Source organism: Pseudomonas sp. FSO-7 (genome assembly GCF_059579345.1).
In genome coordinates this window covers 5562242-5587500 of record NZ_CM184193.1, presented here as the reverse complement: position 1 = coordinate 5587500, position 25259 = coordinate 5562242, and the positions used below count along the sequence as shown (strand labels likewise).

Sequence of the window (25259 nt, the reverse complement as noted above, 5' to 3'; positions counted from 1 at the left end):
CGGGTATCACGTAAGTGATGCGGTAGAGGAGCGTTCTGTAAGCCTGTGAAGGTGAGTTGAGAAGCTTGCTGGAGGTATCAGAAGTGCGAATGCTGACATGAGTAACGACAATGGGTGTGAAAAACACCCACGCCGAAAGACCAAGGTTTCCTGCGCAACGTTAATCGACGCAGGGTTAGTCGGTCCCTAAGGCGAGGCTGAAAAGCGTAGTCGATGGAAAACAGGTTAATATTCCTGTACTTCTGGTTATTGCGATGGAGGGACGGAGAAGGCTAGGCCAGCTTGGCGTTGGTTGTCCAAGTTTAAGGTGGTAGGCTGGAATCTTAGGTAAATCCGGGATTCTAAGGCCGAGAGCTGATGACGAGTTACCCTTTGGGTGACGAAGTGGTTGATGCCATGCTTCCAAGAAAAGCTTCTAAGCTTCAGGTAACCAGGAACCGTACCCCAAACCGACACAGGTGGTTGGGTAGAGAATACCAAGGCGCTTGAGAGAACTCGGGTGAAGGAACTAGGCAAAATGGCACCGTAACTTCGGGAGAAGGTGCGCCGGTGAGGGTGAAGCACTTGCTGCGTAAGCCCACGCCGGTCGAAGATACCAGGCCGCTGCGACTGTTTATTAAAAACACAGCACTCTGCAAACACGAAAGTGGACGTATAGGGTGTGACGCCTGCCCGGTGCCGGAAGGTTAATTGATGGGGTTAGCTAACGCGAAGCTCTTGATCGAAGCCCCGGTAAACGGCGGCCGTAACTATAACGGTCCTAAGGTAGCGAAATTCCTTGTCGGGTAAGTTCCGACCTGCACGAATGGCGTAACGATGGCGGCGCTGTCTCCACCCGAGACTCAGTGAAATTGAAATCGCTGTGAAGATGCAGTGTATCCGCGGCTAGACGGAAAGACCCCGTGAACCTTTACTATAGCTTTGCACTGGACTTTGAATTTGCTTGTGTAGGATAGGTGGGAGGCTTTGAAGCGTGGACGCCAGTTCGCGTGGAGCCATCCTTGAAATACCACCCTGGCAACTTTGAGGTTCTAACTCAGGTCCGTTATCCGGATCGAGGACAGTGTATGGTGGGTAGTTTGACTGGGGCGGTCTCCTCCTAAAGAGTAACGGAGGAGTACGAAGGTGCGCTCAGACCGGTCGGAAATCGGTCGTAGAGTATAAAGGCAAAAGCGCGCTTGACTGCGAGACAGACACGTCGAGCAGGTACGAAAGTAGGTCTTAGTGATCCGGTGGTTCTGTATGGAAGGGCCATCGCTCAACGGATAAAAGGTACTCCGGGGATAACAGGCTGATACCGCCCAAGAGTTCATATCGACGGCGGTGTTTGGCACCTCGATGTCGGCTCATCACATCCTGGGGCTGAAGCCGGTCCCAAGGGTATGGCTGTTCGCCATTTAAAGTGGTACGCGAGCTGGGTTTAGAACGTCGTGAGACAGTTCGGTCCCTATCTGCCGTGGACGTTTGAGATTTGAGAGGGGCTGCTCCTAGTACGAGAGGACCGGAGTGGACGAACCTCTGGTGTTCCGGTTGTCACGCCAGTGGCATTGCCGGGTAGCTATGTTCGGAAAAGATAACCGCTGAAAGCATCTAAGCGGGAAACTTGCCTCAAGATGAGATCTCACTGGGACCTTGAGTCCCCTGAAGGGCCGTCGAAGACTACGACGTTGATAGGCAGGGTGTGTAAGCGCTGTGAGGCGTTGAGCTAACCTGTACTAATTGCCCGTGAGGCTTGACCATATAACACCCAAGCAATTTGTAACTCCGAGCTCAAAGGCGAAGGAGACCAGATTGCGGTGTGTGAAGACGAAACGAACCGAAAGTTCGAGATACTCACAAACAGCACCAAACTATCGCATACCCATTCGCTGGAACGTGACCGCAAGGCACGCGCTGGCTACCGAATTTCTTGACGACCATAGAGCATTGGAACCACCTGATCCCATCCCGAACTCAGAAGTGAAACGATGCATCGCCGATGGTAGTGTGGGGTTTCCCCATGTGAGAGTAGGTCATCGTCAAGATTAAATTCCGAAACCCCTATCTGCTGACGCAGGTAGGGGTTTTGTTTTGCCCGTCATAAAAGTCTGCGAGAGCTCGTGATAAATTTGCACAGTTATTTTCGAGCTGGAGCACTAGAATAGCCCCACCTTAGCTGAGCCAGAGCTGTTTATGCCCGATCCGTCAGACACTGATAGGTTGCCAGATCTACCCTTGAACGATCTGGTGGCGTGTCATGAATGCGACCTGTTGATGCGCAAGCCTCAACTGGCCCACGGCGAAAAAGCCGAGTGCCCCCGCTGCGGTTATGAGCTTTATGCTCACCGGCACAATGTAGTCGAGCGCAGTCTTGCGTTGGTGATCGCCGCCCTGCTGTTATATGTGCCGGCCAACTTCTTACCCATCATGCAACTCAATCTGCTCGGGCAGTCGTCCCAGGACACCGTTTGGAGTGGGGTAGTGGGTCTGTTCGATACTGGCATGCAAGGCGTCTCGGTGGTCGTGTTCCTGTGCAGCATGGGCATTCCGTTACTCAAATTGCTTTGTCAGTTGGCTGTGCTGCTGACCATTCGCTTGGACGTTGGCCGTAGCTACGGTTTGTTGCTGTACCGCATGTATCACCATCTACGCGACTGGGGAATGCTTGAGGTTTACCTCATGGGCGTGCTGGTGGCCATCGTCAAGTTGGCAGACATGGCAGCTATCACCGTAGGCCTGGGCTTGGTGTGTTTCATCAGTTTGTTGCTGGTCCAGATCTGGCTGGAGGTGGTGATGTCACCGCATCAGATCTGGCAGGCGTTATCAGGAGAAAATGCCCATGCGGGCGATTGATGCCGGCATTCTGGTTTGTACGGAATGCCATGAATTGAATCGGCAGGACGCTGAAGCCGACCAACAAACCTGCACTCGCTGCGGCGCGCTGGTCCATCCCCGTCGCCCGAACAGCTTGATGCGCACCTGGGCATTGTTGATCACGGCCGCGATTCTTTATATCCCGGCCAATATGCTGCCGATCATGACCATCAACTCGCTGGGCCAGGGCGCCCCGAGCACTATCATGGCCGGCGTCATCGAGTTGGTTCACCACGGCATGATTCCTATCGCTGCCGTGGTGTTCATCGCCAGTATCCTTGTGCCCACCTTCAAGCTGGTGGGCATCGCCTTGTTATTGTTTTCCGTGCAGCGGCACCAGCCCATGTCGGCACGGCAACGCATCTTTATGTACCGTTTCATCGAGTTCATCGGTCGTTGGTCGATGCTGGATATTTTCGTGATCGCCATTCTGGTGGCGGTGGTGAATTTTGGCCGGCTCGCCAGTGTCGAAGCCGGTCTCGGCGCGATTGCTTTCGCCAGCGTAGTGATTTTGACAATGATTGCCGCAGTAACCTTCGATCCCCGACTGATTTGGGATAACACGGAGTCGGATAACGACCATGACTGATTTGCCTACCGCTAAAACCCGACCGGCTTCGAACTGGTCGGCCATCTGGGTCTTGCCGCTGATCGCATTGATCATCGGCGGCTGGCTCGGCTGGCGGGCTTATAACGAGACCGGAATCGAGATCACTGTGCGCTTTGAGAGTGGCGAGGGCATTCAGGTCAACAAAACCGAAGTCGTCTACAAAGGGATGACGGTCGGTAAAGTGAAGGCGCTCACCCTCGATGACGAAGGCAGTTCCAAGGGGGTGGTCGCGACCGTCGAGATGAATAAGGACGTCGAGCAGTATCTCAAGACCGGCACACGTTTCTGGCTGGTCAAGCCGAGCGTGAGCCTGGCTGGGATCACAGGCCTGGAAACCCTGGTATCGGGTAACTATGTGGCGATCAATCCGGGTGAAGGCGAGCCGACGCGCAAGTTCAAGGCCTTGGCCGAAGAGCCACCGCTGTCGGACGCCAAGCCGGGTTTGCACCTGACCCTCAAGGCTGACCGCCTGGGCTCGCTCGACCGTGGCAGTCCGGTGTTCTACAAGCAGATCCAGGTCGGTCAGGTGAAAAGCTACCTGCTGTCCGAAGATCAGCGCACTGTCGAAATCAAAGTCTTCATCGAGCCGACCTACGCCAGCCTGGTGCGTAAACACACGCGTTTCTGGAACGCCAGTGGCATCAGCATCGATGCCAACCTCTCTGGCGTCAAAGTGCGCAGCGAGTCCTTGGCCAGCATCGTGGCGGGAGGTATCGCGTTTGCCACGCCGGAAAACCGTAAAGACAGCCCACCTACGGACCCAAGCCTGCCGTTTCGTCTGTACGAAGATTTTGATGCCGCCGCCGCGGGGATTCGCGTCAAGGTCAAGCTCAGCGACTTCGAAGGGTTGCAGGCTGGCCGTACGCCGGTGATGTACAAGGGTATCCAGGTCGGCAGCCTGAAGACTTTGAAAGTCGACCCGGACCTGTCCAGCGCCAGCGCGGAGCTGACCCTCGATCCGTTGGCCGAAGATTATCTGGTGGCCGGCGCTCAGTTCTGGGTCGTCAAGCCATCGATTTCCCTGGCGGGCATCACTGGACTGGAGGCGCTGGTCAAGGGCAACTACATTGCCGTGCGTCCCGGCGACAAGGGTGGAGCGCCGCAACGCGAGTTCGAAGCCAGGGCGAAGGCACCACCGTTGGACCTGCGTTCACCGGGACTGCATCTGGTCCTGTTGACGGAGAACCTCGGATCGCTGGAGGTCGGTAGCCCGATTCTCTACAAGCAGGTCAAGGTCGGATCGGTGCAGAGCTACCAGTTTTCTCGCAAGAAAAAACAACTGATCATCGGCGTGCATATCGAGAAGGAATACGAAGGACTGGTCAACGGTTCGACGCGATTCTGGAACGCCAGCGGCGTTACCCTCACGGGCGGCTTGACCGGCGGCATACAGGTCAAGAGCGAGTCCCTGCAAAGCCTGATGGCCGGCGGGATCGCCTTCGAAACGCCGGAACCGAACGTGCCATTGAAAAGGCGCATCCCACGGTTTCGTTTGCATGCAGATCGCGAAGCCGCACAGCAGAAGGGCACGGTCGTGACGATCAAGGTCGACCGCGCCGATGGCTTGCGCAGCGGTACGCCGATCCGTTTCAAAGGCCTGGATGTGGGCAAGATCGAAGATGTCGATCTCAGCGCCGACATGCAATCAGTGCTGCTCACGGCGCGTATCACCGAAGTGCCGGAGCGCATCGCCCGGGTCGGGTCCCAGTTCTGGGTGGTCAAGCCTGAGTTGGGGTTGATGAAGACCTCCAACCTGGAGACGCTGGTCACAGGCCAATACATTGAAGTGCAGCCTTCGGCGAAAAACCTCGGGCCACAGAAAAGCTTCGTGGCCCTGGCCAACCCACCGGAAAGCGCGGTGCCCGAAGCGGGATTGAGCCTGGTGCTGAGCGCGGCCCGCCGTGGTTCGTTGAAGATCGGTGTGCCGGTGACCTACCGCGAGATTACGGTGGGCAAGGTCACCGGTTATGAATTGGGCCAGACGGCGGACCGGGTGCTGGTCCATATCCTGATCGAGCCCAAATATGCGCCGCTGGTGCGCAGTGGCACACGCTTCTGGAATAGCAGTGGCTTCGGTCTGGACTTCGGTTTGTTCAAAGGGGCGACGGTGCGGACCGAGTCTTTGGAAACGCTGATCCAGGGTGGCATAGCCTTCGCAACGCCGGATGGCGAAAGAATGGGCGCCCCGGCGCGGCCGCAGCAAACCTTCCCGCTGTTCGATAAGTTTGAAGACGAATGGCTGACCTGGGCGCCGAAGATCAGTCTCGGTAAGTAAATGGAATGGCGCTCGTCTGTTCTGGCGCCATCGCGAGCAAGCTCGCTCCCACAGGGATGCAGGATCGTCTATCCAAAACATTCCAATGTGGGAGCGAGCTTGCTCGCGATGAGGCCATCCCTCGCACTGAAGACTCAAAACTAGCGCAATAAAAAAAGGCCGCGGTCCATTTGGATCGCGGCCTTTTTCATGCCCGGTTATTTACCTCACACCGGATCCAGCTCCGGCTCATCGGCCTGTACATTCACCGTGGCCTTCACCGCATCGTGACGCCGGATGTATTTCCAGTCCGCTTCGTCGATGTAGATGCCGTTCGGGCCGCTGCCGCCTTCCAGGTCGATGGCGACACTGGCGCAGACTTGCGGCTTCACGCTCGCCAGGATCGGCACGAAGCCCAGTTGCAGGCTGGTCTCCAGCAATGCGGCCTGGTTTTTTTCGTCGATGTCCGCCGCTTCGTCCAGGTAGTACGGCAGGCGCACGCGGCCGGCCTGTTCGCGGTCCATCAGGTGCAGCAACAAGTACATGTTGGTCAGCGCCTTGATGGTCATGGTGGTGCCGTTGGACGCCGCGCCGTCGATGTCGGTGTGGATCACGGGCTGGCCGTTGACCTTGGTGATCTCGAACGCCAGTTCGAACAGGTCCTTGAGACCGAGCTGGTTGTGGTTCGCGGCCACCAGCCGCGCCAGGTATTCCTTGGCCTCTTCGTTCTTGTTGTCCTGCTCGGCGCTCTGGCTGAGGTCGAACACCGACAATGTCTCGCCTTCCTCGTACTGGCCGGCACTGTGGATGATCTGGTCGATGTGCTTGAGCGCTTCCTTGTTCGGCGCCAGGACGATACGGAAGCTCTGCAGGTTGGACACCTGACGCTTGTTGATCTCGCGGTTGAACAGCGCCAGTTGATGCTCGAGGCTGTCGTAGTCGCTGCGGATGTTGCGCAGGGTCCGAGCGATGTCGGTCACGGCCGCACGGCGCGCCTTACCCAGGGTCAGGGCTTCATCGGTGCGGTGGGCATAGGCGTTGATCAGCAGTTGCAGGCGCCGCTCCATGTCATCTTCGCTGTCGAACTTGGCCACGCCCTTGAGGCGGACCTGGGCATACAGCGCTTCGATCTGGCCGTCGACCCGCAGCAGCCCTTGCCAGCTGTCCTGATAGTCATTGAGCAGTGGCAGCAGGTTGTCCATGGAGTCGTCGACCGGATCCATGAACGGCGTGCCGAACGGCAGGTCCGCCGGCAGCAATTGACGACGGCGCAGGGCGTCGTCGAGGGTGCGTTGCTTGGCTTCCATGTCGGCGATCTGCCGGCCCACCAGTTGCAACTTGGCGGACAACTGCTGGACGCGTTCGGTGAAGGCATCGCTGGAGCGCTTGAGTTCGTCCTGGGCGGCTTCCATCTGCGCCAGTTGTTCGAGCTTCTCGCCTTCCTCGGCGCTCAGGGTCTGGCTGCGGCGGAAGTCTTCCAAGGCTTTTTGCGCATCCAGCACCTGTTGGTACAGGGCTTCGGTCTGGGTCTTGCTCGCGGCGCGGTCGGCGGCCACGGCTTGCTGAGTCTTGAGCTGCTTGAGTTCTTTTTCCAGGCGCTCTTTCTGGTCGCGCAGCGCGGCACGGTCGGCCAGGGCCTGCAGGGCGGGCGGCTCGATGTGGGACAGGTCGATGGACAGCCCCGGCACTTCGAAACGCTCACCCTTGAAGCCGTCGAGGATCAGCTCCATGGATTTGACCCACTCGCCGTTCTCGTCCAGCGCGATGCCGTGTTCGCCCAGCGGCAGGCTGAACAAGGCGCTGTTGAACAGGCGCATCAGGCGTTCGACGTCCTGTTGCGAGAACTCTTCGCGCAGGCGGGCGTAACTGTTGTTGTCGGCGTGATCGAGTTGTTGCTTGACCGACTTCAAGCGTTTTTCCAGGTCCCGCAGGCGCTCTTCCAGGTCTTCGGCGCTGAATTGCCGGGACTGGGCCAGGGCACCGGCCAGTTCGTCGTGGGCGTCCTTGGCGGCGAGCAGTTGCTGCTCCAGGACCTTGACGTCATCCACCAGGGCAAAGCGATGCTTGAGCACCGACAGCTCGCCGAGCCAACGTTGGATGCCACTGATTTCCCGCTCCAGGCGCATCAGCTCCTGGGTGCCACCACGCTGGTCGTTCTGCAGCGAATCCTGTTCGTTGCGGTAGTGTTCGGCCTGAATGGTCAGCTCTTCCTTGCGCGCACTGGCGTAGTCCGACCAGGTGCCCAGCAACGAATCGAGCAATGGCGAGAGGCGATGCAATTTGCCGCGCAGGATATCGCGCTGCTTCACGCCATTGGCCAGGGCTTCCACCAGCGGGCCGGCGGCGACGAGGGAGTTGTAGTCCTGCTCCATGCGGCGTACGTCGCGGAAGGCTTCTTCGCACGCGGCGATGTAGTCCACGCTGCCGGAGCGCAGGCTGTGCTCGAACGCATCGAGGAACAGTTGCTTGAGCTTGGCCGCAGTGATTTCACGCATGTGCAGCAGGTTGATGAATAGCGCGCGGAAGGTCTTGAGGCTTTGCTCGCTGGTGGAACGCAGCGGGATCAGCGTCAGGTCCAGCGGGATCGAGGTGTGACCACCCACCAGCAGGCGTCGCAGTTCATCAGGCTTGAGTTCGTAGGCTTTCAGGCCTTCGCGTTCCAGGTTGGTGAACAGCTCTTTCTGCCGCAGGCAGGTGTCATTTTTCTGATAATGGGCCAGGTCCAGTTTGCCGGCGTAGGCAAAGAACTGGTGACCGAAACCGCCGCCCGGGCCGCGACCGACCACGCCAATCACGTGCGGGCCGTGGGGGAGGGCGACTTCCACCAGGATGTAGCTGGTGTCCGAGGCAAAGTAGAAACGCCGGGATTGCTCCAGGCTGTACTTGCCGAAGCTCATGTCCGACATGCGCGCCAGGATCGGGAACTGCAAGGCGTTGATCGAGGCGGATTTACCCAGGTTGTTCGCGCCGTACACCGACAGCGGTTCTTCCAGCGGGAACAAGCCGAGGCTGTAGCCGGCGGTGTTCAAAAGGGCAAAGCGGCGGATGCCGTAGCGTTCCTTGCTCATGCGTCGGTCTCCTGTTCTTCGGCAATGGCGCGGGCCAGTGCGTCTTCTTCGCTTTCACCTTCGAATTCGCTGAGGTCCAGCGGATCGTCGGTCTGCAGCAGCTTCTCGTCGCTGTCTTCGTCGATCAATACCGGTGCCGGCAACGGCAGCACGCTGTGCAGGCTGGCGGCCAGGTCACGGTCCTGCTGGACCGACAGGCAGACGTCGAGGAAGCGGTGCATCGGCGGCAGGAAGCGGTACACACCGTTTTCTTCGCTGGCAAAACCCAGTTGGGTCATGCGGCGCATGATTTTTTCTTCCAGCTCTTCCTGGGTCTGCACTTCGGCCTGGATGAACAGGTCGCGATATTTCTCCAGCAACGAAGGCAGCTCATCGCGGCCCAGGCTGCCGCCGTCGAGCACGGCGATCGGGTCGCGGCCCTGGTCGGCCAGGTGCTCCACCAGGATGAAGGTGAACAGGGCCAGGCGCTGGGCGGTCTTGTTCACCGCCGCGGCGGCCAGGTCCGGCACGAAGTAATAGAAGCCACGGGTGTCGCACACCAGCTCGAAGCCCAGGGCCTTGAACAGCGTGCGGTACTGGTCCTGGAAGTTCGACAGTTGCGCGTACAGCTCCGGGTCGCGGCGGCTGACGTGATAGCCCTTGAACAGCTCGCGGAAGATCGGCGCCAGCTGGGACAGTTCGGATAGATCAAGATGCATGGGGGATGCTCGCAGAATCCTCGGCGGCGGTGTCGCCGGCCGAGAGCAGGGCGAAGGAGCGCAGGCTGACCTGATGCTCGTGAGTGTGATAATCGCGGCGCTCCAGGCGCTCGCGCTTGAAGCGTTTTTCCCGCGACAGGCGCGAGAACCAGTACAGCAATTCGTCGGTGGCGCCGTCCGGTTCCTGCTCCAGCAGCCAGGTCATCAGGTCCGGCATCGGCAGGGCGTCTTCGCAACGCTCGACCATCTCGCGCACGGTGCGTGGCGCACGCGGCGCTTCGCCACCCTTGTGGGTCTTGTGGGACTTGGGGAAGCGCGCCGGTTTCGGCTCGAAACGGGCCAGGGCGTAGACATAGGCCTCGACCTGACTGGCGCTGCCCAGGAAGGTGCTCTGCGGCCGGGTGAACAGTGGCATGGCGGCCTGTGGCACGGCGTCGATGCCTTTGCGCCGAATGGCGGCCAGGGCCAGGGCGGCGCCACGGGTCACGGCGTTGTGGCGGCGGGCTTCTTCGCGCAATGGCAGCAGCAGTTCGCGGGCATGGCGCAGGGTCAACTGGGCGCTGGTCTGCATCTCGAGGATGCGCGCGTGGGTGCGCAGCAGCATGTCGTCGTCCACCAGGTGCCCGAGGCGCTGCTGTTCGGTGAGCATGCGCAACAGCACGTTCTCGACCTTGCGCACGCCTTGCTCGAAGGCGCCGTCGGCGTTCACCAACTGGATCATCGGTTCGACGTATTCGTCCCAGGTCGCCAGCACTTCGGCGTAGCGTTGACGCAGCGGGATCTGCCGGTCGCTGGTCTTGGCCCGTTCGGCCACGGCGACAAGGGCCTGTTCGTCGTTGGCGAGTTTCTTGAGCACGTCGCGCACGCGCATGTCCAGCAGGCGCAGCTGGCGGGCCAGGTCGTTGCCGTCACGCACGTCGAAGGCGTCCTGGATGTAACCGGCCAGGCGCTCGAGGTGGCGCAGGTAGGCTTCGATTTCCAGGCACAGGCCCAGGCGGTGTTCGCGGCGCAGGTAGGCGAGGAAATCATGGATCTGGGCGTTGAGCTCGAAACGGTTCGGGCTTTTCGCCACCGGTACGAGGATATCCAGGCGGATCCACACGTCCAGCAGGTTGGTGATGTCCTGGGGCGTGCTGTCCAGTTGTTGGGCGGCCAGTTGTGAACGCAGTTCGTTGAGGCTCAGGGTGCCCTGGTCGAAGTGCTCGCACAAAGGTTCCAGCAATGCCCAGTGTTCAGCGAGGGCGCGCAAGACGCGCTTGGGTTCGATCATCGCAATGGCCGTCGGGTTGGCAATTAAAAGCGGCGATTGTACTGCATCGAGCCAGCTGCGATTCACCCCTTGGACGGACTGTCATGCTCTATCGATCAACTATTGCTCCGACAGGGAAGCGATCCGCGTCGAAGGGCGGTAGAATCGCTCCCACTTTCAGTTATCCACAAGTGGCCGACCCTTGCTTATCGAGTCCCGTCGCCGCGCCTATTTGACCGCCATGCAGGTGGTCAACTGGCTGCCGCGTACCGAATTGCCGTTCGCCGCCCCGTCGCGGCCCGAGCTGCTGGAAATGCCCGAGCCCGAATCCATCGCGCCGGCCGTGACGGCGCCTGTGGCCAAGACCGTCGCCGAGCCGCCAGCGCCAGCCGCCGAGCGGCCAAAAATCGAAGTGCCGCGGCCGAGCCTGGCCTCGACCCGCACCAATGCCAAGCCGGTGGAAGAGGTGGTGGAGGCGCCGCCCAAGGCCCCCTACGTCGCCCCGCCGCGTTTCGCCCTGCAACTGCTGCGGGCCGGGCGTTGCCTGCTGTTGGTGGAGTTGCCCACGGGCGAGCCGTTCCAAAGCCGCGATCCAGCCTACTTGCTGCTCAAGGACATGCTGCGCGCCGCCGGTCTGCCGGACAGCCCGCAAATCATCGGCGAACCGGTACGTTGGCCGCTGTTGTCACGCGGCACCATGGACCAGGGGCCGGAAGCGGCGCGGGATTTCGTCCAGGGCTTCGTTTCGGCGCGGCTCGAAGACGAGCCCTGCGTGTGCCTGTGGCTGATCGGAATGCCGGCGGTGAAGTTTGCCGGCGAGGCGGATGCCGAAGCGTTCAATCGCGAACTGCAGGTCGAAGGCCTGGGCTCGGCCTGGGCGCTGCCCGGGCTGGAACTGTTAATGGAAACGCCACAGCGCAAGGCTGATGTCTGGCAAGCCATGCGCCGGCTGATGGCGCGCTGGAAAGAATCGAATGAGTGACGCTGTATCGTTCCGCCCGATGACCGAGGCGGACCTCGACGCTGTACTGAAAATCGAATACGCGGCCTACAGCCACCCCTGGACCCGCGGGATTTTTCTCGACGGGCTGGGCAAATACCAGATCTGGCTGATGTTCGAAGGCCAGCAGCAGGTGGGCCATGGCGTGGTGCAGATCATCCTGGACGAGGCGCACCTGCTCAACATTACCGTCAAGCCGGAAAATCAGGGCCGTGGCCTGGGCTTGCGCCTGCTGGAGCACTTGATGTCGATTGCTTACAAGGCCGAGGCCCGGGAGTGTTTCCTGGAAGTGCGCGACAGCAACCGCACGGCGTTCCGGCTGTATGAGCGCTATGGCTTCAACGAGATTGGCCGGCGCCGGGATTACTACCCGGCGGTGGGTGGACGCGAAGATGCGGTGGTCATGGCGTGTACCTTGGTGGACTGAACTTGCCACATCGAGGTTAACCGCAACGCCGTCATCGCGAGCAAGCTCGCTCCCACAGGGAGCTTGGCGGTGTGCATCAAATTTGCGCTCGAACACAAAACCCTGTGGGAGCGAGCTTGCTCGCGATGACGGCGGCACATTCAACCCCAGTGCAAACTGATCCACCGCATCGCGAGCAGCTCTATCGACACTTACCGCTTGCCATCCAGCGGATCGATATCGGCCATTTCCGCTTCATCCAGCCCATCGCCCCCACCAATGTCATTTTCATCCACCACGCTCAGGTCCCAGTCCGCCTGCTCGTCGTCCCCGGCCTCGCGGGCATCCCGGGCACCGTCTTCGCGAATCAGTGTTTCCGGGCTCAGGTCGTCGTCGGTCGGTTCGTGATCATCCGTCGAGGCGCCCGTCATGCCCGCTTCACGGACGCGTTCACGCGGCATCAGCTGTTCGCGTTCGTTTTCCGGCAATTCGTCGCCGATTTTCGCGCTGGGCTGCTCGTCGTCGAACTCCAACTCATGCATCGAGCCCATGCGGTCTTCATTGTCGTCGATGGGTTCCGGTTGCGTCGCATCGAAGGGGCGTCGTGAATCATTCATGGCAATTCCTCGTACTGTGGGCCTTACTGGTGTCGACCGGAAGCGCAGCCAGGAATTCCAATGCATCGCCGACGTGACCTCGACCGGCGGTCGTCTGTCACAGTTGCGCACTCTCTATCGAGGCTAGACAGCATGAACGAATTACAAGATCTGATTGATAACAACGCGCGCTGGGCCGATGCGATCAAGCAGGAGGATCCTGACTTTTTCGCCAAGCTGGCTCGTCAGCAAACCCCGGAGTATCTGTGGATCGGCTGTTCCGATGCGCGGGTGCCGGCCAACGAGATCGTCGGCATGCTGCCGGGTGATCTGTTCGTGCACCGCAACGTGGCCAACGTGGTGCTGCACACCGACCTCAACTGCCTATCGGTCATCCAGTACGCGGTGGATGTGCTGAAGGTCAAACACATCCTGGTCACCGGCCATTACGGCTGTGGCGGTGTGCGGGCCTCGATGCAGGACCGCCAACTGGGCCTGATCGACGGCTGGCTGCGCTCGATTCGCGACCTGTACTACGAGCATCGCGAAGCGTTGGGCCAGTTGCCGACCGAAGAAGAACGGGTCGACCGCCTGTGCGAACTCAATGTGATCCAGCAGGTGGCCAACGTCGGCCATACCAGCATCGTGCAGAACGCCTGGCACCGTGGGCAGAAACTGTCGATTCATGGCTGCATCTACGGCATCAAGGATGGACGCTGGAAGAGCCTGGACACCACGATCAGCGGTTTCGAGCAATTGCCGCCGCAGTATCGGCTGCGTCCGGTCGGCGCGCCCTGATGCCGGCTCGTCAGTCGCGGTGACACCGACGACGCCAGTGCCGTAGAAATGTCATTCCCTGCTCATTGGGCGGTTCGTCATAGCCGGTAATCCAGCCATGACAGTTGTACGAACCGCACCGGCAGGCGAACTGGCGGTAGAGTTTCTGTTCGGTACTGGCGTAGTCCATCGTCAGGCTATCGCCTTCATCGATCTGGGCCAGTGACCACAGCCACAGTTCGCTCATGTCGAGGAATACATTCGGGTTGCAGGAGTGCAGCAGCAATCCGGCGAAGCATGGGTCATACATGTGCACGTCCGGCAGGATCTGCAATGTGTGCAGGCGCCGTCGGCTTACCAGCAACCCCGACACCCTGCACATCCGCGTCATGGGCGCGAATGGCTTGCGGGCAATGATGCCGTTGCCGCGCCCGTCGGTCGTCTGGTGCACTTCAAAATCGCGCACAGAGGGATAGCCCAGGCGTGTGCTGAGTTGTTTTTCCGGATAAATGCAATCCCGGCGTTGTGAACAGGCGCTATCGCGGATGAACAGGCTCATGACAGTCCTTGTCGGTGATGGACACTCGACTTGCTGGCGCTGGCGGTCCTGCCAGCGGTCGTTGAAAAAGCTTTTGATAGCTTCGCCCAAGTCAAGGGCCGCATCTACTGTCGAGTCTGACAGGAGCCAAAGGCGCTTTCCCGTGTCAGCGCAAGCTTACGCGGGAAGGCGCCTCAAGGTTTACACCGCCTCGGCAGGCAGCGGCATAGGCACCTTCAGTTGCGGAAGTTGCGACTTGATCGCCGGCGTTTCGCATTTTTTCGCTGCATCAGCCGGCGTCAGGTTGCGAATCGACGTGTAGAACAGCTCGCAGGTCTTTTCCTTTTGCGTGACCTGCCAGGTTTGCGTGCACTGGTTCAGCAGGGCGCTCGGGTCGGTGCCCGGCTTGCTGCCCATGCCGGCCTGCCAGCATGAAGCACTCAGGTCCTGGCCCATGACCTTTAAGCCGGCGGCATCAGCCTTGGCCTCGTCACCGTCGTAGCTGTCCTTGTCGGCGGCGTACCAGATGTAGCTCGGATGGTTGGAGCCCAGCACCGGAACCTTCACCCCGCTGCCGGTCGTGATGGTCGCCAGACCGAGTACGTTCACGGTCGGGCCGTACTGAGTCTTGATCCAGTCCCGGACGGGCGCTCCGAAGGCCACCATCGGCAATGCGGCGCCGCTGGCGGTCTGGGTGACCTGCGTGACCATGGTGGTCTGGTAATCGTTGAAGTAGCTGTAGAGCCCCTCTAACGTGCTGCCAGCATTGGACGGTGCCGCGATGGGCGCGATGTCGATGATGGTCTGGTAGGCCGGGGTTTGTTCAGCGGCAATGCCGTTGGCGGTCAGCAGCGTGGCCCAGCGATCAGTGGTCGCCGACTCCAGGTAATCCTGGGCCTGGGTCAGGGAATAATCTGGCGGGAAGTGCAGCAACTCGACACTCTTGCGGTTTTCCAGGGCCATGCCCAGCGGCAGGAACAGGTACCAGTTGTAGGACCATTTCTTGTCGCTGTTGAGTTTCGAGGCACCGTTGTACGCAAGGTCCCCTGCGTCGAGCAGCGCTTTCAGCGGTTGGCCGTAGCTCTTCGGCACCCCATCGATGTTGGCATAGACCTTATCGTTGTCGATTGTGACCTGGACCTTGGCCTTGGCGTAGCCGTCGCGCTGCACACTTTGGGTCAGGTAATGCTCGACGGTCTGTTCCAGGGTCCAGTCGCGAAAACAGATGACGTTGCAGTTGTTGGGGTAGGCGAAGAGGCGCGTGACGCGCTCGGTGCTGCCCAGCTGCACATCGATCTTGGTCACGTCGGCGGCGTGGACGGTGGCGCTCAGGGTAAGGGCGGCAAGAGGAAGTACGGCGAGTTTGAACATGCTCAGATCCTTTTCAGCGTGAGGGACCCTCAAAAGCAGGGCGTATCCATACTGAAACAGACCGAGCCGAAGAAAAAGTGGGCCGATGGAAATATCGGCCCTTTTTATGGCTTTATGGCATCACCGGTGGCAAATAACTCAATGTCGTCCCCAGCGCCCACAGCAGCGCCAGCACCAACGGCGTATGCACCAGCAACTGCACGAAGGAAAAACCGATCAAATCCCTGGCCTTCAACCCCAACACCCCCAACAACGGCAGCATGTAGAACGGATTGATGAGGTTCGGCAGCGCTTCGGCGGCGTTGTAGATCTGCACGGCCCAGCCCAGGTGATAGTTCAGGTCGTTGGCCACCTGCATGACGTAGGGCGCTTCGATGATCCACTTGCCGCCGCCGGAAGGAATGAAAAAGCCCAGCACCGCCGAATAGACGCCCATCAGCAAGGCGTAGGTGTCATGGGAGGCGATCTGGACGAAAAAGGTCGAGATATGGTGGGCCAGGGTCTGGGCATCGCTGCCCTTGACCGTGGTCAGCAGCGCGGCGATCGAGCCGTACAACGGGAACTGGATCAACACGCCCGTGGTGGTCGGCACCGCGCGGGCCACGGCGTCGAGAAAGCTGCGCGGCCGCCAGTGCAGCAAGGCGCCCAGCATGATGAACAGGAAGTTATAGGTGTTGAGCCCGGAAATGGCGCTGATCGCAGGTTTGGTCGAAAACTCATGGAACAACCAGCCGGCGGCCAGCAGCACCAGCGCAATGGTCAGCAGCGGACTGTGCTCCAGCCACTCCCCAGGGCGGGTGCGGGGCTGCAACGCCGGCATGCTGAAACTCGGATCGATCCCGCAAGCGGCGGCGTCACGGGCGCTGTTGGGGCCGGGAGCGGTGGCGTAGGCGACAATCAACGAGATCACGATCAGCGCCAGCAGCATCACGCCAGACTGCCAGAGGAAAATCGTCTGGGTGAACGGAATGACGCCGGTAATCGACAGGATCGAAGGCGGCAGGCTGGCCGGGTTGGCCTGCAATTGCGCCGCCGACGAAGACAACCCCAGCGCCCACACCGCGCCCAGGCCCAGGTACGCGGCGGCACCGGCGGCGCGGTAATCCATCTTCAGGTCGGTGCGGCGGGCGAGGGCGCGCACCAGCAAACCGCCAAATACCAACGACAGACCCCAGTTGAGCAACGACGCCACCATGGAAATCAGCGCCACCCACGCCACGGCGGAGCGGCCGTTGGTCGGAATACGCGCCAGGCGATCGATCAACTTGACGGCGGGCGGCGAGCTGGCAACCACGTAACCGCCAATCACCACGAAGGCCATTTGCATGGTGAACGGGATCAGGCTCCAGAAACCGTCGCCGAACGCCATGGCCGCTGCGGTGGGTGTGGCGCCGATGAATTGCGTCGCCACGGCGACCACCAGCACCGCCAGCGCGGCGAAGACCCAGGAGTCTGGGAACCAGCGTTCGGCAAAACTGGAACAGCGCAAAGCGAAGCGGGCGGAACGGCTGTCTTCGATGTCAGTGGTCACGGCAATTACCTCGTTTTTATGGTTATGGGTATTCATGGCGGCAGGGCTTCAAAGGTCAGGCGCAACAGTAGAACAATCCAGTGACCATGGGAGGCTTGTCGGGTTCGAGGACGCCCAGGAATATTTTCGATGCGGGCGCGTGACGCTCTTCAGAAAAAAAACGCTGCGCCGATGGCAAGGGAACAAGCCACTTATTCTCCTGTTGTCGGAGCTGCCCCATGTTCAACCACCGCCTGAAGCAGGAGCTGCTGGCTCTTCGCCAAGAATTGTCCAGCCTTGTGCAAGTCAAGGAAAGCCTGGACCGTGAAATGCTGGGGCTCACCCTGGATGCCGAGGGGCGGATTCAATCGGTCAATCAGAATTTTCTCGACGAGATGCGCTACAAGAGCCAGGACCTGATCGGCCGGCCTGTGGAGGAGCTGGTCCCCGCCTATTTGAAATCCAATGAATTCCAGGTTCGCTTCACGTCGGCGCTGACCCGTGGCGGGCACTTCTCCGGCGCCGTGCGCCTGCTGCGGGGCAATGGCCAGGAGGCCTGGCTGCGTTCGATCCTCCAGCCCGTACGAAATGCTGACGGGCGGATCCGCTTTTTTTCGATGTATGCCAATGACCTGACCCGCACCATCGAGGCTTCCCGGGAACATGAAAACCTCATCGGCGCGCTGGTGCATTCAACGGCGGTGATCGAGTTCGATCTGGGCGGTCACGTACTGACGGCCAATGATCGCTTCCTCAATGCCATGGGGTACAGCCTTGCGCAGGTCAAGGGCAAGCACCACCGTACGTTTTGTGAGCCTGAGGAATACAACAGCGCGGCCTACCAGCAGTTCTGGAAGCGGCTGACCAGCGGTGAATTCGTCGCTGGCCGTTTCAAGCGTCTCGACAGCAATGGTCGTGAGGTCTGGCTGGAAGCCTCCTACAACCCGGTGCTCGACGCCAACGAGCGACTGTACAAAGTGGTCAAGTTTGCCACCGACATCACGGACCAGGTCAACCAGGAAAAAGCCGTCGCCGAGGCGGCCAACATCGCCTACAGCACCTCGTTGCAGACCGACAACAGCGCCCAGCGCGGCACGACGGTGGTGACCCAGGCCGTGGACGTGATGCGCGACCTGGCCCGGCACATGCAAACCGCCGGCGAAGGCATCGAGGCGTTGAACGAGCAATCCCTGGTGATCGGTACCATCGTCAAGACCATCAGCGGCATCGCCGAACAGACCAACCTGCTGGCGCTCAACGCCGCGATCGAGGCAGCCCGGGCCGGTGAGCAGGGCCGGGGCTTTGCGGTGGTGGCCGACGAGGTGCGTCAATTGGCATCGCGTACCAGCCAGGCGACCGATGAAATCGTCGGCGTGGTCCGCCAGAACCAGGACATGGCCCGCAACGCCGTGGCGCTGATGACCGACGGCCAGCACCAGGCCGAGCACGGCCTGGCCCTGGCCGCCGAGGCGGGGACGGTGATCGTCGAGATCCAGGACGGGGCGAAGAAGGTGGTCGATGCCGTGAGCCAGTTTGCCAATCAGCTCTCCACCTAGAGCGTAATTATTGTTTTTTACATATTAATTATTGTTTTGCGATAATTTAATGGCTATGTTCTGGGCTCCCTTATTCTATTGGAGCCTCACATGCACTCGAATCGTCTTGCCTTGTACAGCCAACGGATGGCAGCCATCACCCTGGTTTTCATGGTCGCGATGATGGTCGTCAACGCTGTGGCCTGGCTGTATCCTGAAGCGGCCTCCCGATACGGCCTGGGGTTTGCCCTCACCGAGCGGCAATTGTCGAGTCTGCCTGAAGAGGCGATGGGATTGACGGGGTGGCAGTGCCTGGGTGGGATACTGTTGACGAGCATTCCCTTGCTGGCCTTGGCGGTCGGGCTCACCAACTTGCGCAGGCTCTTCAAGCACTACGCCCAAGGGCAATACTTTTCCACCGCCGCAGCGGTTCACCTGGGAAATGCGGGGCGCGCGGTGGCGTTGTGGGTGCTGCTGGACTTCATCTGCGAGCCGTTTCTCAGCCTGCTGGTGACGATCTATGCGCCGGTCGGCCAGCGATTGCTGACCTTCAGTATTACCGCGCCGTCTTTCGTTGCTTTATTTCTTGCCGCCTGTATTGCGATCATTGCCCGGATACTGTCCCAAGCCAGTGAAGTCGATTCAGAAAACAGAACATTCGTTTGAGATTCTCATGCCCATCGTTATTCAACTCGATGTGATGCTGGCCATACGCAAGGTCAAATCCAAAGACCTTGCCGCTGCAATCGGCATTACTGAAGCCAACCTTTCCTTGTTGAAACAAGGAAAGGTCAAGGGTATACGCCTGGCGACCCTCGAAGCCATTTGCAGCTATCTGCAATGTCAGCCCGCGGATCTGCTGGTCTATCAACCGCAGAGCGAGCTCGATCAGTCGCCCAGTGCTTGACCCTCGCGCCGTGGATCCGCACCGCCGGCCAGTGAGGTTTTCCCTTGCGCATCACGCATCCGGACAATGGCTTGGGTGCCGCTGTTCATGTCGATCTCACTCACCACGTGGCCCTTGTCTTTCAGCGCCTGGATCAGCGTCGGGCTGAACTGTCCTTTCTCCAGTTCGGTGGGGCCGTTGCGGCTGCCGAAGTTGGGGAGGTTGATGGCGGTTTGCGGGTCCAGGTTCCAGTCCAGCAGGCCGATCACTGACTTGGCGACGTATTCGATGATCTGCGAGCCGCCGGGGGAGCCGACAGCGGCCACCAATCTACCCTGCTGATCGAAGATCAGCGTCGGTGCCATGGACGAGCGAGGGCGTTTGCCCGGTTCGACGCGGTTGGCGACTTTTTGCCCATTCTCTTCGGGGATGAACGAGAAGTCGGTCATCTGGTTGTTGAGCATGAAGCCTTGAACCATCAAATGGGAGCCGAACGCCGATTCCACCGTCGTGGTCATGGACACCGCGCCACCCTGGTCATCCACCGCCACCACTTGCGAGGTGGAAATACGCAGGGGGGAGCGGTCCGGGGCGTAGGCCACCTGGATGCCCGGTGGTGTGCCGGGCTTGGCGACACCCATGCTACGAGGGCCGATCAGGCTGGCGCGGCTGGCAAGGTAACCTTGATCGACCAGGCCTTTGAGCGGCACGGCTACAAAATTCGGATCGGCGATGTATTGGGCGCGGTCGGCGTAGGCCAGGCGCTCGGCTTCGGCGATCAAGTGCACCGCTTCGGGGGTAGGTTCAATGCCAGCGGGCTTATCGGTCTTGAGAGGTTTCAAGGGGGCGAGGGCGGCGTTGCTGTCGCGCTGTTCCAAGGCCTGCAATGTCCCGAGGATCTGCGCCACGGCAACCCCACCCGAAGACGGTGGTGGCATGCCGCAGATTTGCCAGCGCTTGTAGTCGGTGCACAACGCGGGCCGCTCCCGTGCGGTATAGCCCTTAAGGTCGTTCAGCGAAAGACTGCCGGGGTTGGCGTGGCCCTGCACCTTGGCGACGATTTCCTCGGCAACCGGCCCTGTGTACAAAACATCGGGACCTTCGTTGGCGATGCGCTTGAGTACGCCGGCCAATGCCGGGTTTTTCAGCACGGTGCCGACTGCTTTCGGGCTGCCATCGGCATTGAGAAAATACGCGGCCATGTCTGGCGAGCCCGGCAACGACGGGTCGGACGCGATCAAGGCGTGCAACCTTGGCGAGATCGCGAAGCCCTGTTCCGCCAACGCGATGGCCGGCTCGAACAGCGTCGCCCATTCGAGACGGCCATGTTTGCGATGGGCCAGTTCCAGTCCGCGCAATACCCCTGGTGTACCCACCGAGCGACCGCCGATCTGCGCGGCGGTAAACGGCATGGGTTGGCCGTCGGGTTGCAGGAAAAGTCTTTCAGTGGCGCCGGCCGGTGCCGTTTCGCGACCGTCATAGGTGCGCACGGCCTTGCCATCCCACAGCACAATGAACGCACCGCCGCCGATGCCTGAAGATTGCGGTTCCACGAGGGTCAGCACCGCTTGCATCGCAATGGCCGCGTCGATGGCCGAGCCACCACGTCGCAACATCTCCCGCCCGGCCTCGGCCGCCAACGGATTGGCTGCGGCCGCCATGTGCTTGTCGGCGTAGCGGGTCTGTAGATCGGTGCGGTAGCCGGAGACGATCTCCGGTGGGGCAGGCAATGCAGGCGTGGCGGTGGAGGAGGGTGGGGCCTTGCAGGCGACGAGTGCCAGGGCGACAGCCAGCAACGAAACGGCTGACAGGTGACGAAGGTTCGGTTTCAGATCTGTAGGCACGTGTCGCTCCATCCGTGGGCCTGGGAGATAGAACCGACTGTAGCGACGCGAGGCGTGGGGCGCAAATCAACATGAGATGGGTCACCTTGATTGCCGGCTTGCCAACTGCCTTCACTGTGGCGAGGGAGCTTGCTCCCGCTTGAGTGCGAAGCGCTCACAAAAAAGGGGCTGCTGCGCAGCCCAGCTACAGTGCTTTTCGCGAGGCATAAAAAAACGGCCTATCTTTCGATAGGCCGTTTTTAGTACTTGGTGGCTACACAGGGACTTGAACCCCGGACCCCAGCATTATGAATGCTATGCTCTAACCAACTGAGCTATGTAGCCAAGTGGCGCGCATTATTCGCCGGTAACGAAGATGTGTCAAGCGTAAATCTGAAATATTTCTCTGCGCTTTCAACCGCTTAACAATCCTCGCTGCAAATCCCTGTCAGCCGAGCTGAAATCTCCCTGTGTTGGCACTCAAGGCCTTGCTTCCCTGGCTCAGGGTATCCGCGGCCACGTTCACGGCCCGTGCGCCTTCGAGCAGGCGCATGGCCGCCTGGTCGACCTGCTGGATATTGCCACTGACTTCGTCGGCGGTGCTGGCTTGTTCATCCACGGCGGTGGCGATTTGCGCCAGGGTGTCGGTGACGCTTTGCACGGCGCTGGCGATTTCTCCCAGCCGTTCGCCCAGGCCGGTGACGGCTTGGGCGTCGGTCTGGGCCTGGTCACAAGCGGCTTCCATCAGGCTGACGGCCTCGTTGACCGTGGCGCGCAGGCTGTCGACGGTGCCGGCAATCTGTTGCGTGGAGGACTGGGTGCGTTGTGACAGGCTGCGCACTTCATCGGCCACCACGGCGAAACCACGGCCCTGTTCCCCGGCGCGAGCCGCTTCGATGGCGGCATTGAGGGCCAGGAGATTGGTCTGCTCGGCGACGCCACGAATGGTATCGACCACCAGTTGGATCTGCTGCCCCTGTTCGCTGACCCGGCCCAGTGCGGCGGCGGTTTCGTTGAGCCGCTGGTTGAGCTGCTGGATGCTCGCCGTGGTGCGCTGGCTGTCGCGGCTGCTGTCGGTGGCGATGCGGCGGGTCTGCTGGGCGCTGCCGGCGGCTTGTTCACAACTCTTCGCCACACCCTGGGAGGTGGCGGCCAGTTGTGTCGCGGCGGCGGCGATCTGGCTGATCTGCATTTGCTGGGCCTCGACTTCGCCCAGGGCGCCGCTGGAGTGTGTATTGAGGGTGCGCACGGCATTGCTCAACTGCAATGTTTCGTGATCCACCCCCAGCAGGCTGTTGCGCAGTTGCACCACGGCGACATTGAGAGCAGTGCTGATGGCCGCCAGTTCATCGCGCCCTTGTACCGGCACTTGCAGGCTGAGATTGCCGTCGCGCAGGGCCTCGGCCAGCACGGTGATGCCGCTGGCGCTGCGCCGGATCGACGCTTGCAGGCACACAAAAAGATACAGCGCCGCCAGCAGCAGGCAGCCCAGCACCGTCGCTACCAGGGTGAACTGGCGAATCGCCGAACCGTGGTAGTGCTCCAGTCGCGTATCCAGTGCCACCAGTGATTGTTGTCGCAGGGTCGCCAGGTCAGTGAGGAGGGCGTCCATGTGTTTTTCGAAGTCTTCCGGCTTCAGGTTGATGGAGCCGCCGAACACGCCGTCATCCAGCACTTTCAGGCCGGCGTCCAAGTGCTTGAGGCTGCCTTGGAATTGTCCGGCCCAAGTTTGCAATTCGCTGGGCAGGCGGGTTTCCAGCAGTGCTCCGGTCTTGACCAGTTGATCCCGGGCGTCACCGATACGGCTGCGCAGGTCCCGCAACTGCAGGCGACTCTGCAGTGTGAACTGGCCTGACACCACGGAGGCCTGGCCAACGCTGGCCAGGCGGCCGACCCGTTCGATCAGGTCCGGCGTCTGTTGGGTGGAAATCTGGGTCAGCAGGTAAGTTTCCAGCCAGGAGGCGAGGGTCAGGCGGTTGTCCATGACCATCTGCTCGCGCAACGCTTGCAGGGCGCTGAGGGCTGTGGTGAAGCGGTCATAGCCATCCGGCCACCAACCCACGCTGCCCAGGCTTTTCGAATCCAGGCCGTTGAGGCTGGTTTGCAGGGTTTGATAGCGGGCGAGGGTATCGGCTTCGGCCCCTTCGGTTTGCAGGGTATTGGCCAAGTCACTGGCGGCCTGGTTGAGGGCCGGTTGCACGGCATCGTACGCCGCCATGGCGGCCAGCGTCGCGGGTGTCGGCTGCCGATTGGTCTCGGTGGCACGCCAGCGGGCGGCGCGGTTGCGCTGGGCGGTGAGCAGGTTGTCGAGGTTATCCAGTGCCAGCAATTGACGAACCCCGGCGCGTTCCCCGGAAATCAGGCTGAGCTTGTCGCGATAGTCCTGGCCGATGAGCCACAGGCTGCCCATGAGCGGCAGGATAAAAAGCAGGAACAGCAATTGGAATTTACGGGCGAAGCCGAAATGCCCCAACAACCTGATTCCCGGTGATAAAAAAGCCTGCATGCCCATACTCCCCTGAACACCCTTGCACTGTTTTTGTGCGTTTCTACACAAGTGCCAAAACGGGTGCCCTTTTAAAAGGCTTCGAAAGTTTGTCCAAATCGGCTCGGTAGGCCAGCTCTGTAGCGAAACTTCCCATTCTCGGTCTCCTTTGTAAGGAGCCGCGTTGTAGGCCATTAACAAGGCAAGATTCAGACCATGGCGTTGGGCTATCACCTTGGAATTCGACAATTTTTCAAGGTCGATAGCAAGCTAAGGGGATAGCCTTGTTGCACCGAAAAATGGCACATTGACGCACCTGCCCGTGTGCACCCTCTGTCGTATGGAAACTCCTATGGCTATCAGCAATACCCAGGCCGCCACCCCATCCGTTGCCGCCTCAGCGCAAAGCAGCCCGTTGGTCATGCGCATCATCGGCGCCGTGGCGCTGGCGCACTTGATCAACGACTTGATCCAGGCGGTGCTGCCCTCGATCTACCCGATGCTCAAGGACAGCTATGGCCTGACCTTCACCCAGGTTGGCCTGATCACCCTGACGTTCCAGTTAACCGCATCTTTGTTGCAGCCCTGGGTCGGCTATCACACGGATCGACATCCCAAGCCCTGGCTACTGCCGGCGGGGACGGTGTGCACGCTGATCGGCATTGTGATGATGTCCATGGTCGGTAGTTTTGCCTTGATCCTGTTGGCGGCGGCGTTGATCGGCATCGGCTCGTCGACCTTCCACCCGGAAGCATCGCGGGTGGCACGACTGGCCTCGGGTGGCCGCTACGGGCTGGCGCAATCGACGTTCCAGGTGGGCGGTAACGCCGGCTCTGCCTTCGGCCCGCTGCTGGCCGCGGCGATCATCATTCCCTACGGGCAAGGCAATGTGGCCTGGTTCGGGCTGTTCGCACTGTTTGCGTTGTTCGTGCTGTACCGCATCAGCCGCTGGTACGCCAACCACTTGAACCTGTTCAAGCTCAAGCAAGGCCAGGCGGCCACCCATGGTCTGTCCAAGGGCCGGGTCTTGAGTGCGCTGGTGGTGCTGGGGCTGCTGGTGTTTTCCAAGTACTTCTACATGGCCAGTTTTACCAGTTACTTCACGTTCTATCTGATCGAGAAGTTCGACCTGTCGGTGGCTTCTTCGCAGTTGCACCTGTTCCTGTTCCTCGGCGCGGTGGCGGCGGGGACCTTTTTTGGCGGACCGATTGGCGACAGGATCGGGCGCAAGGCGGTGATCTGGTTCTCGATCCTCGGCGTGGCACCGTTCACCCTGATCCTGCCTCACGTCGACCTGCTGTGGACCAGCATCCTCAGCGTGGTCATCGGCTTCATCCTCGCCTCGGCGTTCTCGGCCATCGTCGTGTACGCTCAGGAACTGGTGCCGGGCAATGTCGGGATGATCGCCGGCGTGTTCTTCGGGCTGATGTTCGGTTTCGGCGGGATTGGCGCTGCGCTGCTGGGGCACCTGGCGGACATCCATGGTATCGAGTACGTGTACTGGTTGTGTTCGTTCCTGCCGTTGTTCGGGGTGTTGGCGATATTCCTGCCGAGAACTAAAAAAGTCTGATCTACATTCAGATGGCCGTGACCGATGAGT

General features: G+C 60.5%; 19 protein-coding genes, 1 tRNA gene, 2 rRNA genes and 1 pseudogene (1 of these 23 cut by a window edge). 13 read left to right on the top strand and 10 right to left on the bottom strand.

Going from position 1 to position 25259, the window contains the following annotated elements; translation table 11 throughout:
* From AC515T_RS24445 to AC515T_RS24425, 5 genes are all read left to right on the top strand, one after another.
* A 23S ribosomal RNA gene (locus AC515T_RS24445) occupies positions 1-1740 on the top strand (it extends 1152 nt beyond the left edge of the window).
* A 168-nt stretch (positions 1741-1908) separates the two neighbouring features.
* Positions 1909-2024, top strand: a 5S ribosomal RNA gene (gene rrf / locus AC515T_RS24440).
* A 148-nt stretch (positions 2025-2172) separates the two neighbouring features.
* Positions 2173-2832, top strand: coding sequence for a paraquat-inducible protein A (locus tag AC515T_RS24435; protein WP_496530338.1), 660 nt, complete (start codon positions 2173-2175; stop codon positions 2830-2832).
* Positions 2819-3442, top strand: a complete 624-nt coding sequence (locus tag AC515T_RS24430) for a paraquat-inducible protein A (protein ID WP_496530337.1) — start codon at positions 2819-2821, stop codon at positions 3440-3442. The genes AC515T_RS24435 and AC515T_RS24430 overlap by 14 nt, the downstream gene beginning before the upstream one ends.
* A complete protein-coding gene (locus AC515T_RS24425; RefSeq protein WP_496530336.1) occupies positions 3435-5738 on the top strand; it encodes a PqiB family protein in 2304 nt (767 codons plus the stop codon). Before AC515T_RS24430 ends, AC515T_RS24425 begins: the two co-directional genes overlap by 8 nt.
* 206 nt (positions 5739-5944) lie before the next feature.
* On the opposite strand, the gene mksF is transcribed toward AC515T_RS24425, so the two are convergent.
* From mksF to mksB, 3 genes are read right to left on the bottom strand one after another with little or no spacing between them, the layout of a single operon-like run.
* The gene (mksF, locus tag AC515T_RS24420) at positions 5945-8785 is read right to left on the bottom strand and encodes an Mks condensin complex protein MksF (RefSeq protein ID WP_003205592.1); all 2841 of its coding nucleotides are present in this window, start codon (positions 8783-8785) and stop codon (positions 5945-5947) included.
* Positions 8782-9483: an Mks condensin complex protein MksE gene (gene mksE / locus AC515T_RS24415; protein ID WP_014340217.1), complete on the bottom strand. Its 702-nt coding sequence runs from the start codon at positions 9481-9483 to the stop codon at positions 8782-8784. The genes mksF and mksE overlap by 4 nt, the downstream gene beginning before the upstream one ends.
* A complete protein-coding gene (gene mksB / locus AC515T_RS24410; protein WP_258648284.1) occupies positions 9473-10753 on the bottom strand; it encodes an Mks condensin complex protein MksB in 1281 nt (426 codons plus the stop codon). Before mksB ends, mksE begins: the two co-directional genes overlap by 11 nt.
* 181 nt (positions 10754-10934) lie before the next feature.
* Here mksB and AC515T_RS24405 point away from each other — a divergent pair, with 181 nt between their 5' ends.
* Entirely contained in the window at positions 10935-11714 is a 780-nt protein-coding gene (locus AC515T_RS24405) for an energy transducer TonB (RefSeq protein WP_496530335.1), read from the top strand.
* Positions 11707-12159 carry a ribosomal protein S18-alanine N-acetyltransferase gene (gene rimI / locus AC515T_RS24400; protein ID WP_003205585.1) on the top strand — a complete coding sequence of 151 codons (453 nt, stop codon included), beginning with the start codon at positions 11707-11709 and terminating at the stop codon, positions 12157-12159. Before AC515T_RS24405 ends, rimI begins: the two co-directional genes overlap by 8 nt.
* A gap of 191 nt (positions 12160-12350) precedes the next feature.
* Here the strand turns inward: rimI and AC515T_RS24395 are convergent, their stop codons facing one another.
* Positions 12351-12755, bottom strand: a complete 405-nt coding sequence (locus tag AC515T_RS24395; protein ID WP_176689131.1) for a serine kinase/phosphatase — start codon at positions 12753-12755, stop codon at positions 12351-12353.
* Between the two features lie 132 nt (positions 12756-12887).
* On the opposite strand from AC515T_RS24395, the gene can reads away from it, so the two are divergent.
* Positions 12888-13532 (top strand): carbonate dehydratase, encoded by a 645-nt coding sequence (gene can / locus AC515T_RS24390; protein ID WP_003185433.1) that lies wholly within the window; start codon positions 12888-12890, stop codon positions 13530-13532.
* A 10-nt stretch (positions 13533-13542) separates the two neighbouring features.
* Here can and AC515T_RS24385 read toward each other — a convergent pair whose 3' ends face one another.
* The 3 genes from AC515T_RS24385 to AC515T_RS24375 all read right to left on the bottom strand — a co-directional run bounded on the left by AC515T_RS24385 (position 13543) and on the right by AC515T_RS24375 (position 16987).
* Positions 13543-14070, bottom strand: coding sequence for an SET domain-containing protein (locus tag AC515T_RS24385; RefSeq protein ID WP_496530334.1), 528 nt, complete (start codon positions 14068-14070; stop codon positions 13543-13545).
* Between the two features lie 180 nt (positions 14071-14250).
* Positions 14251-15420, bottom strand: a complete 1170-nt coding sequence (locus AC515T_RS24380) for a hypothetical protein (RefSeq protein WP_496530333.1) — start codon at positions 15418-15420, stop codon at positions 14251-14253.
* 112 nt (positions 15421-15532) lie between these two features.
* Entirely contained in the window at positions 15533-16987 is a 1455-nt protein-coding gene (locus tag AC515T_RS24375; RefSeq protein WP_205929564.1) for a short-chain fatty acid transporter, read from the bottom strand.
* Between the two features lie 182 nt (positions 16988-17169).
* Here AC515T_RS24375 and AC515T_RS24370 point away from each other — a divergent pair.
* The 4 genes and pseudogenes from AC515T_RS24370 to AC515T_RS24355 form a co-directional block, all read left to right on the top strand.
* A pseudogene (locus AC515T_RS24370) lies at positions 17170-17946 on the top strand (PAS domain-containing protein); the annotation flags it as partial.
* Positions 17947-18054: 108 nt separating this feature from the next.
* On the top strand, positions 18055-18486 hold the full coding sequence (locus AC515T_RS24365) for a methyl-accepting chemotaxis protein (RefSeq protein WP_370873836.1): 432 nt from the start codon (positions 18055-18057) through the stop codon (positions 18484-18486).
* A gap of 126 nt (positions 18487-18612) precedes the next feature.
* Positions 18613-19131 carry a DUF2975 domain-containing protein gene (locus AC515T_RS24360; protein WP_496530332.1) on the top strand — a complete coding sequence of 173 codons (519 nt, stop codon included), beginning with the start codon at positions 18613-18615 and terminating at the stop codon, positions 19129-19131.
* A gap of 7 nt (positions 19132-19138) precedes the next feature.
* Entirely contained in the window at positions 19139-19372 is a 234-nt protein-coding gene (locus AC515T_RS24355; protein ID WP_496530331.1) for a helix-turn-helix domain-containing protein, read from the top strand.
* Here AC515T_RS24355 and ggt read toward each other — a convergent pair.
* The 3 genes from ggt to AC515T_RS24340 form a co-directional block, all read right to left on the bottom strand.
* Positions 19354-21207 carry a gamma-glutamyltransferase gene (gene ggt, locus AC515T_RS24350; protein WP_496530330.1) on the bottom strand — a complete coding sequence of 618 codons (1854 nt, stop codon included), beginning with the start codon at positions 21205-21207 and terminating at the stop codon, positions 19354-19356. The genes AC515T_RS24355 and ggt overlap by 19 nt on opposite strands.
* 235 nt (positions 21208-21442) lie before the next feature.
* Positions 21443-21519 (bottom strand) — tRNA-Met (locus AC515T_RS24345).
* 103 nt (positions 21520-21622) lie between these two features.
* The gene (locus tag AC515T_RS24340) at positions 21623-23680 is read right to left on the bottom strand and encodes a methyl-accepting chemotaxis protein (RefSeq protein ID WP_496530329.1); all 2058 of its coding nucleotides are present in this window, start codon (positions 23678-23680) and stop codon (positions 21623-21625) included.
* 331 nt (positions 23681-24011) lie between these two features.
* Between AC515T_RS24340 and AC515T_RS24335 the strand changes: the two genes are divergently transcribed.
* Positions 24012-25229 carry an MFS transporter gene (locus AC515T_RS24335; RefSeq protein WP_496530328.1) on the top strand — a complete coding sequence of 406 codons (1218 nt, stop codon included), beginning with the start codon at positions 24012-24014 and terminating at the stop codon, positions 25227-25229.
* Positions 25230-25259: the final 30 nt, after the last annotated feature.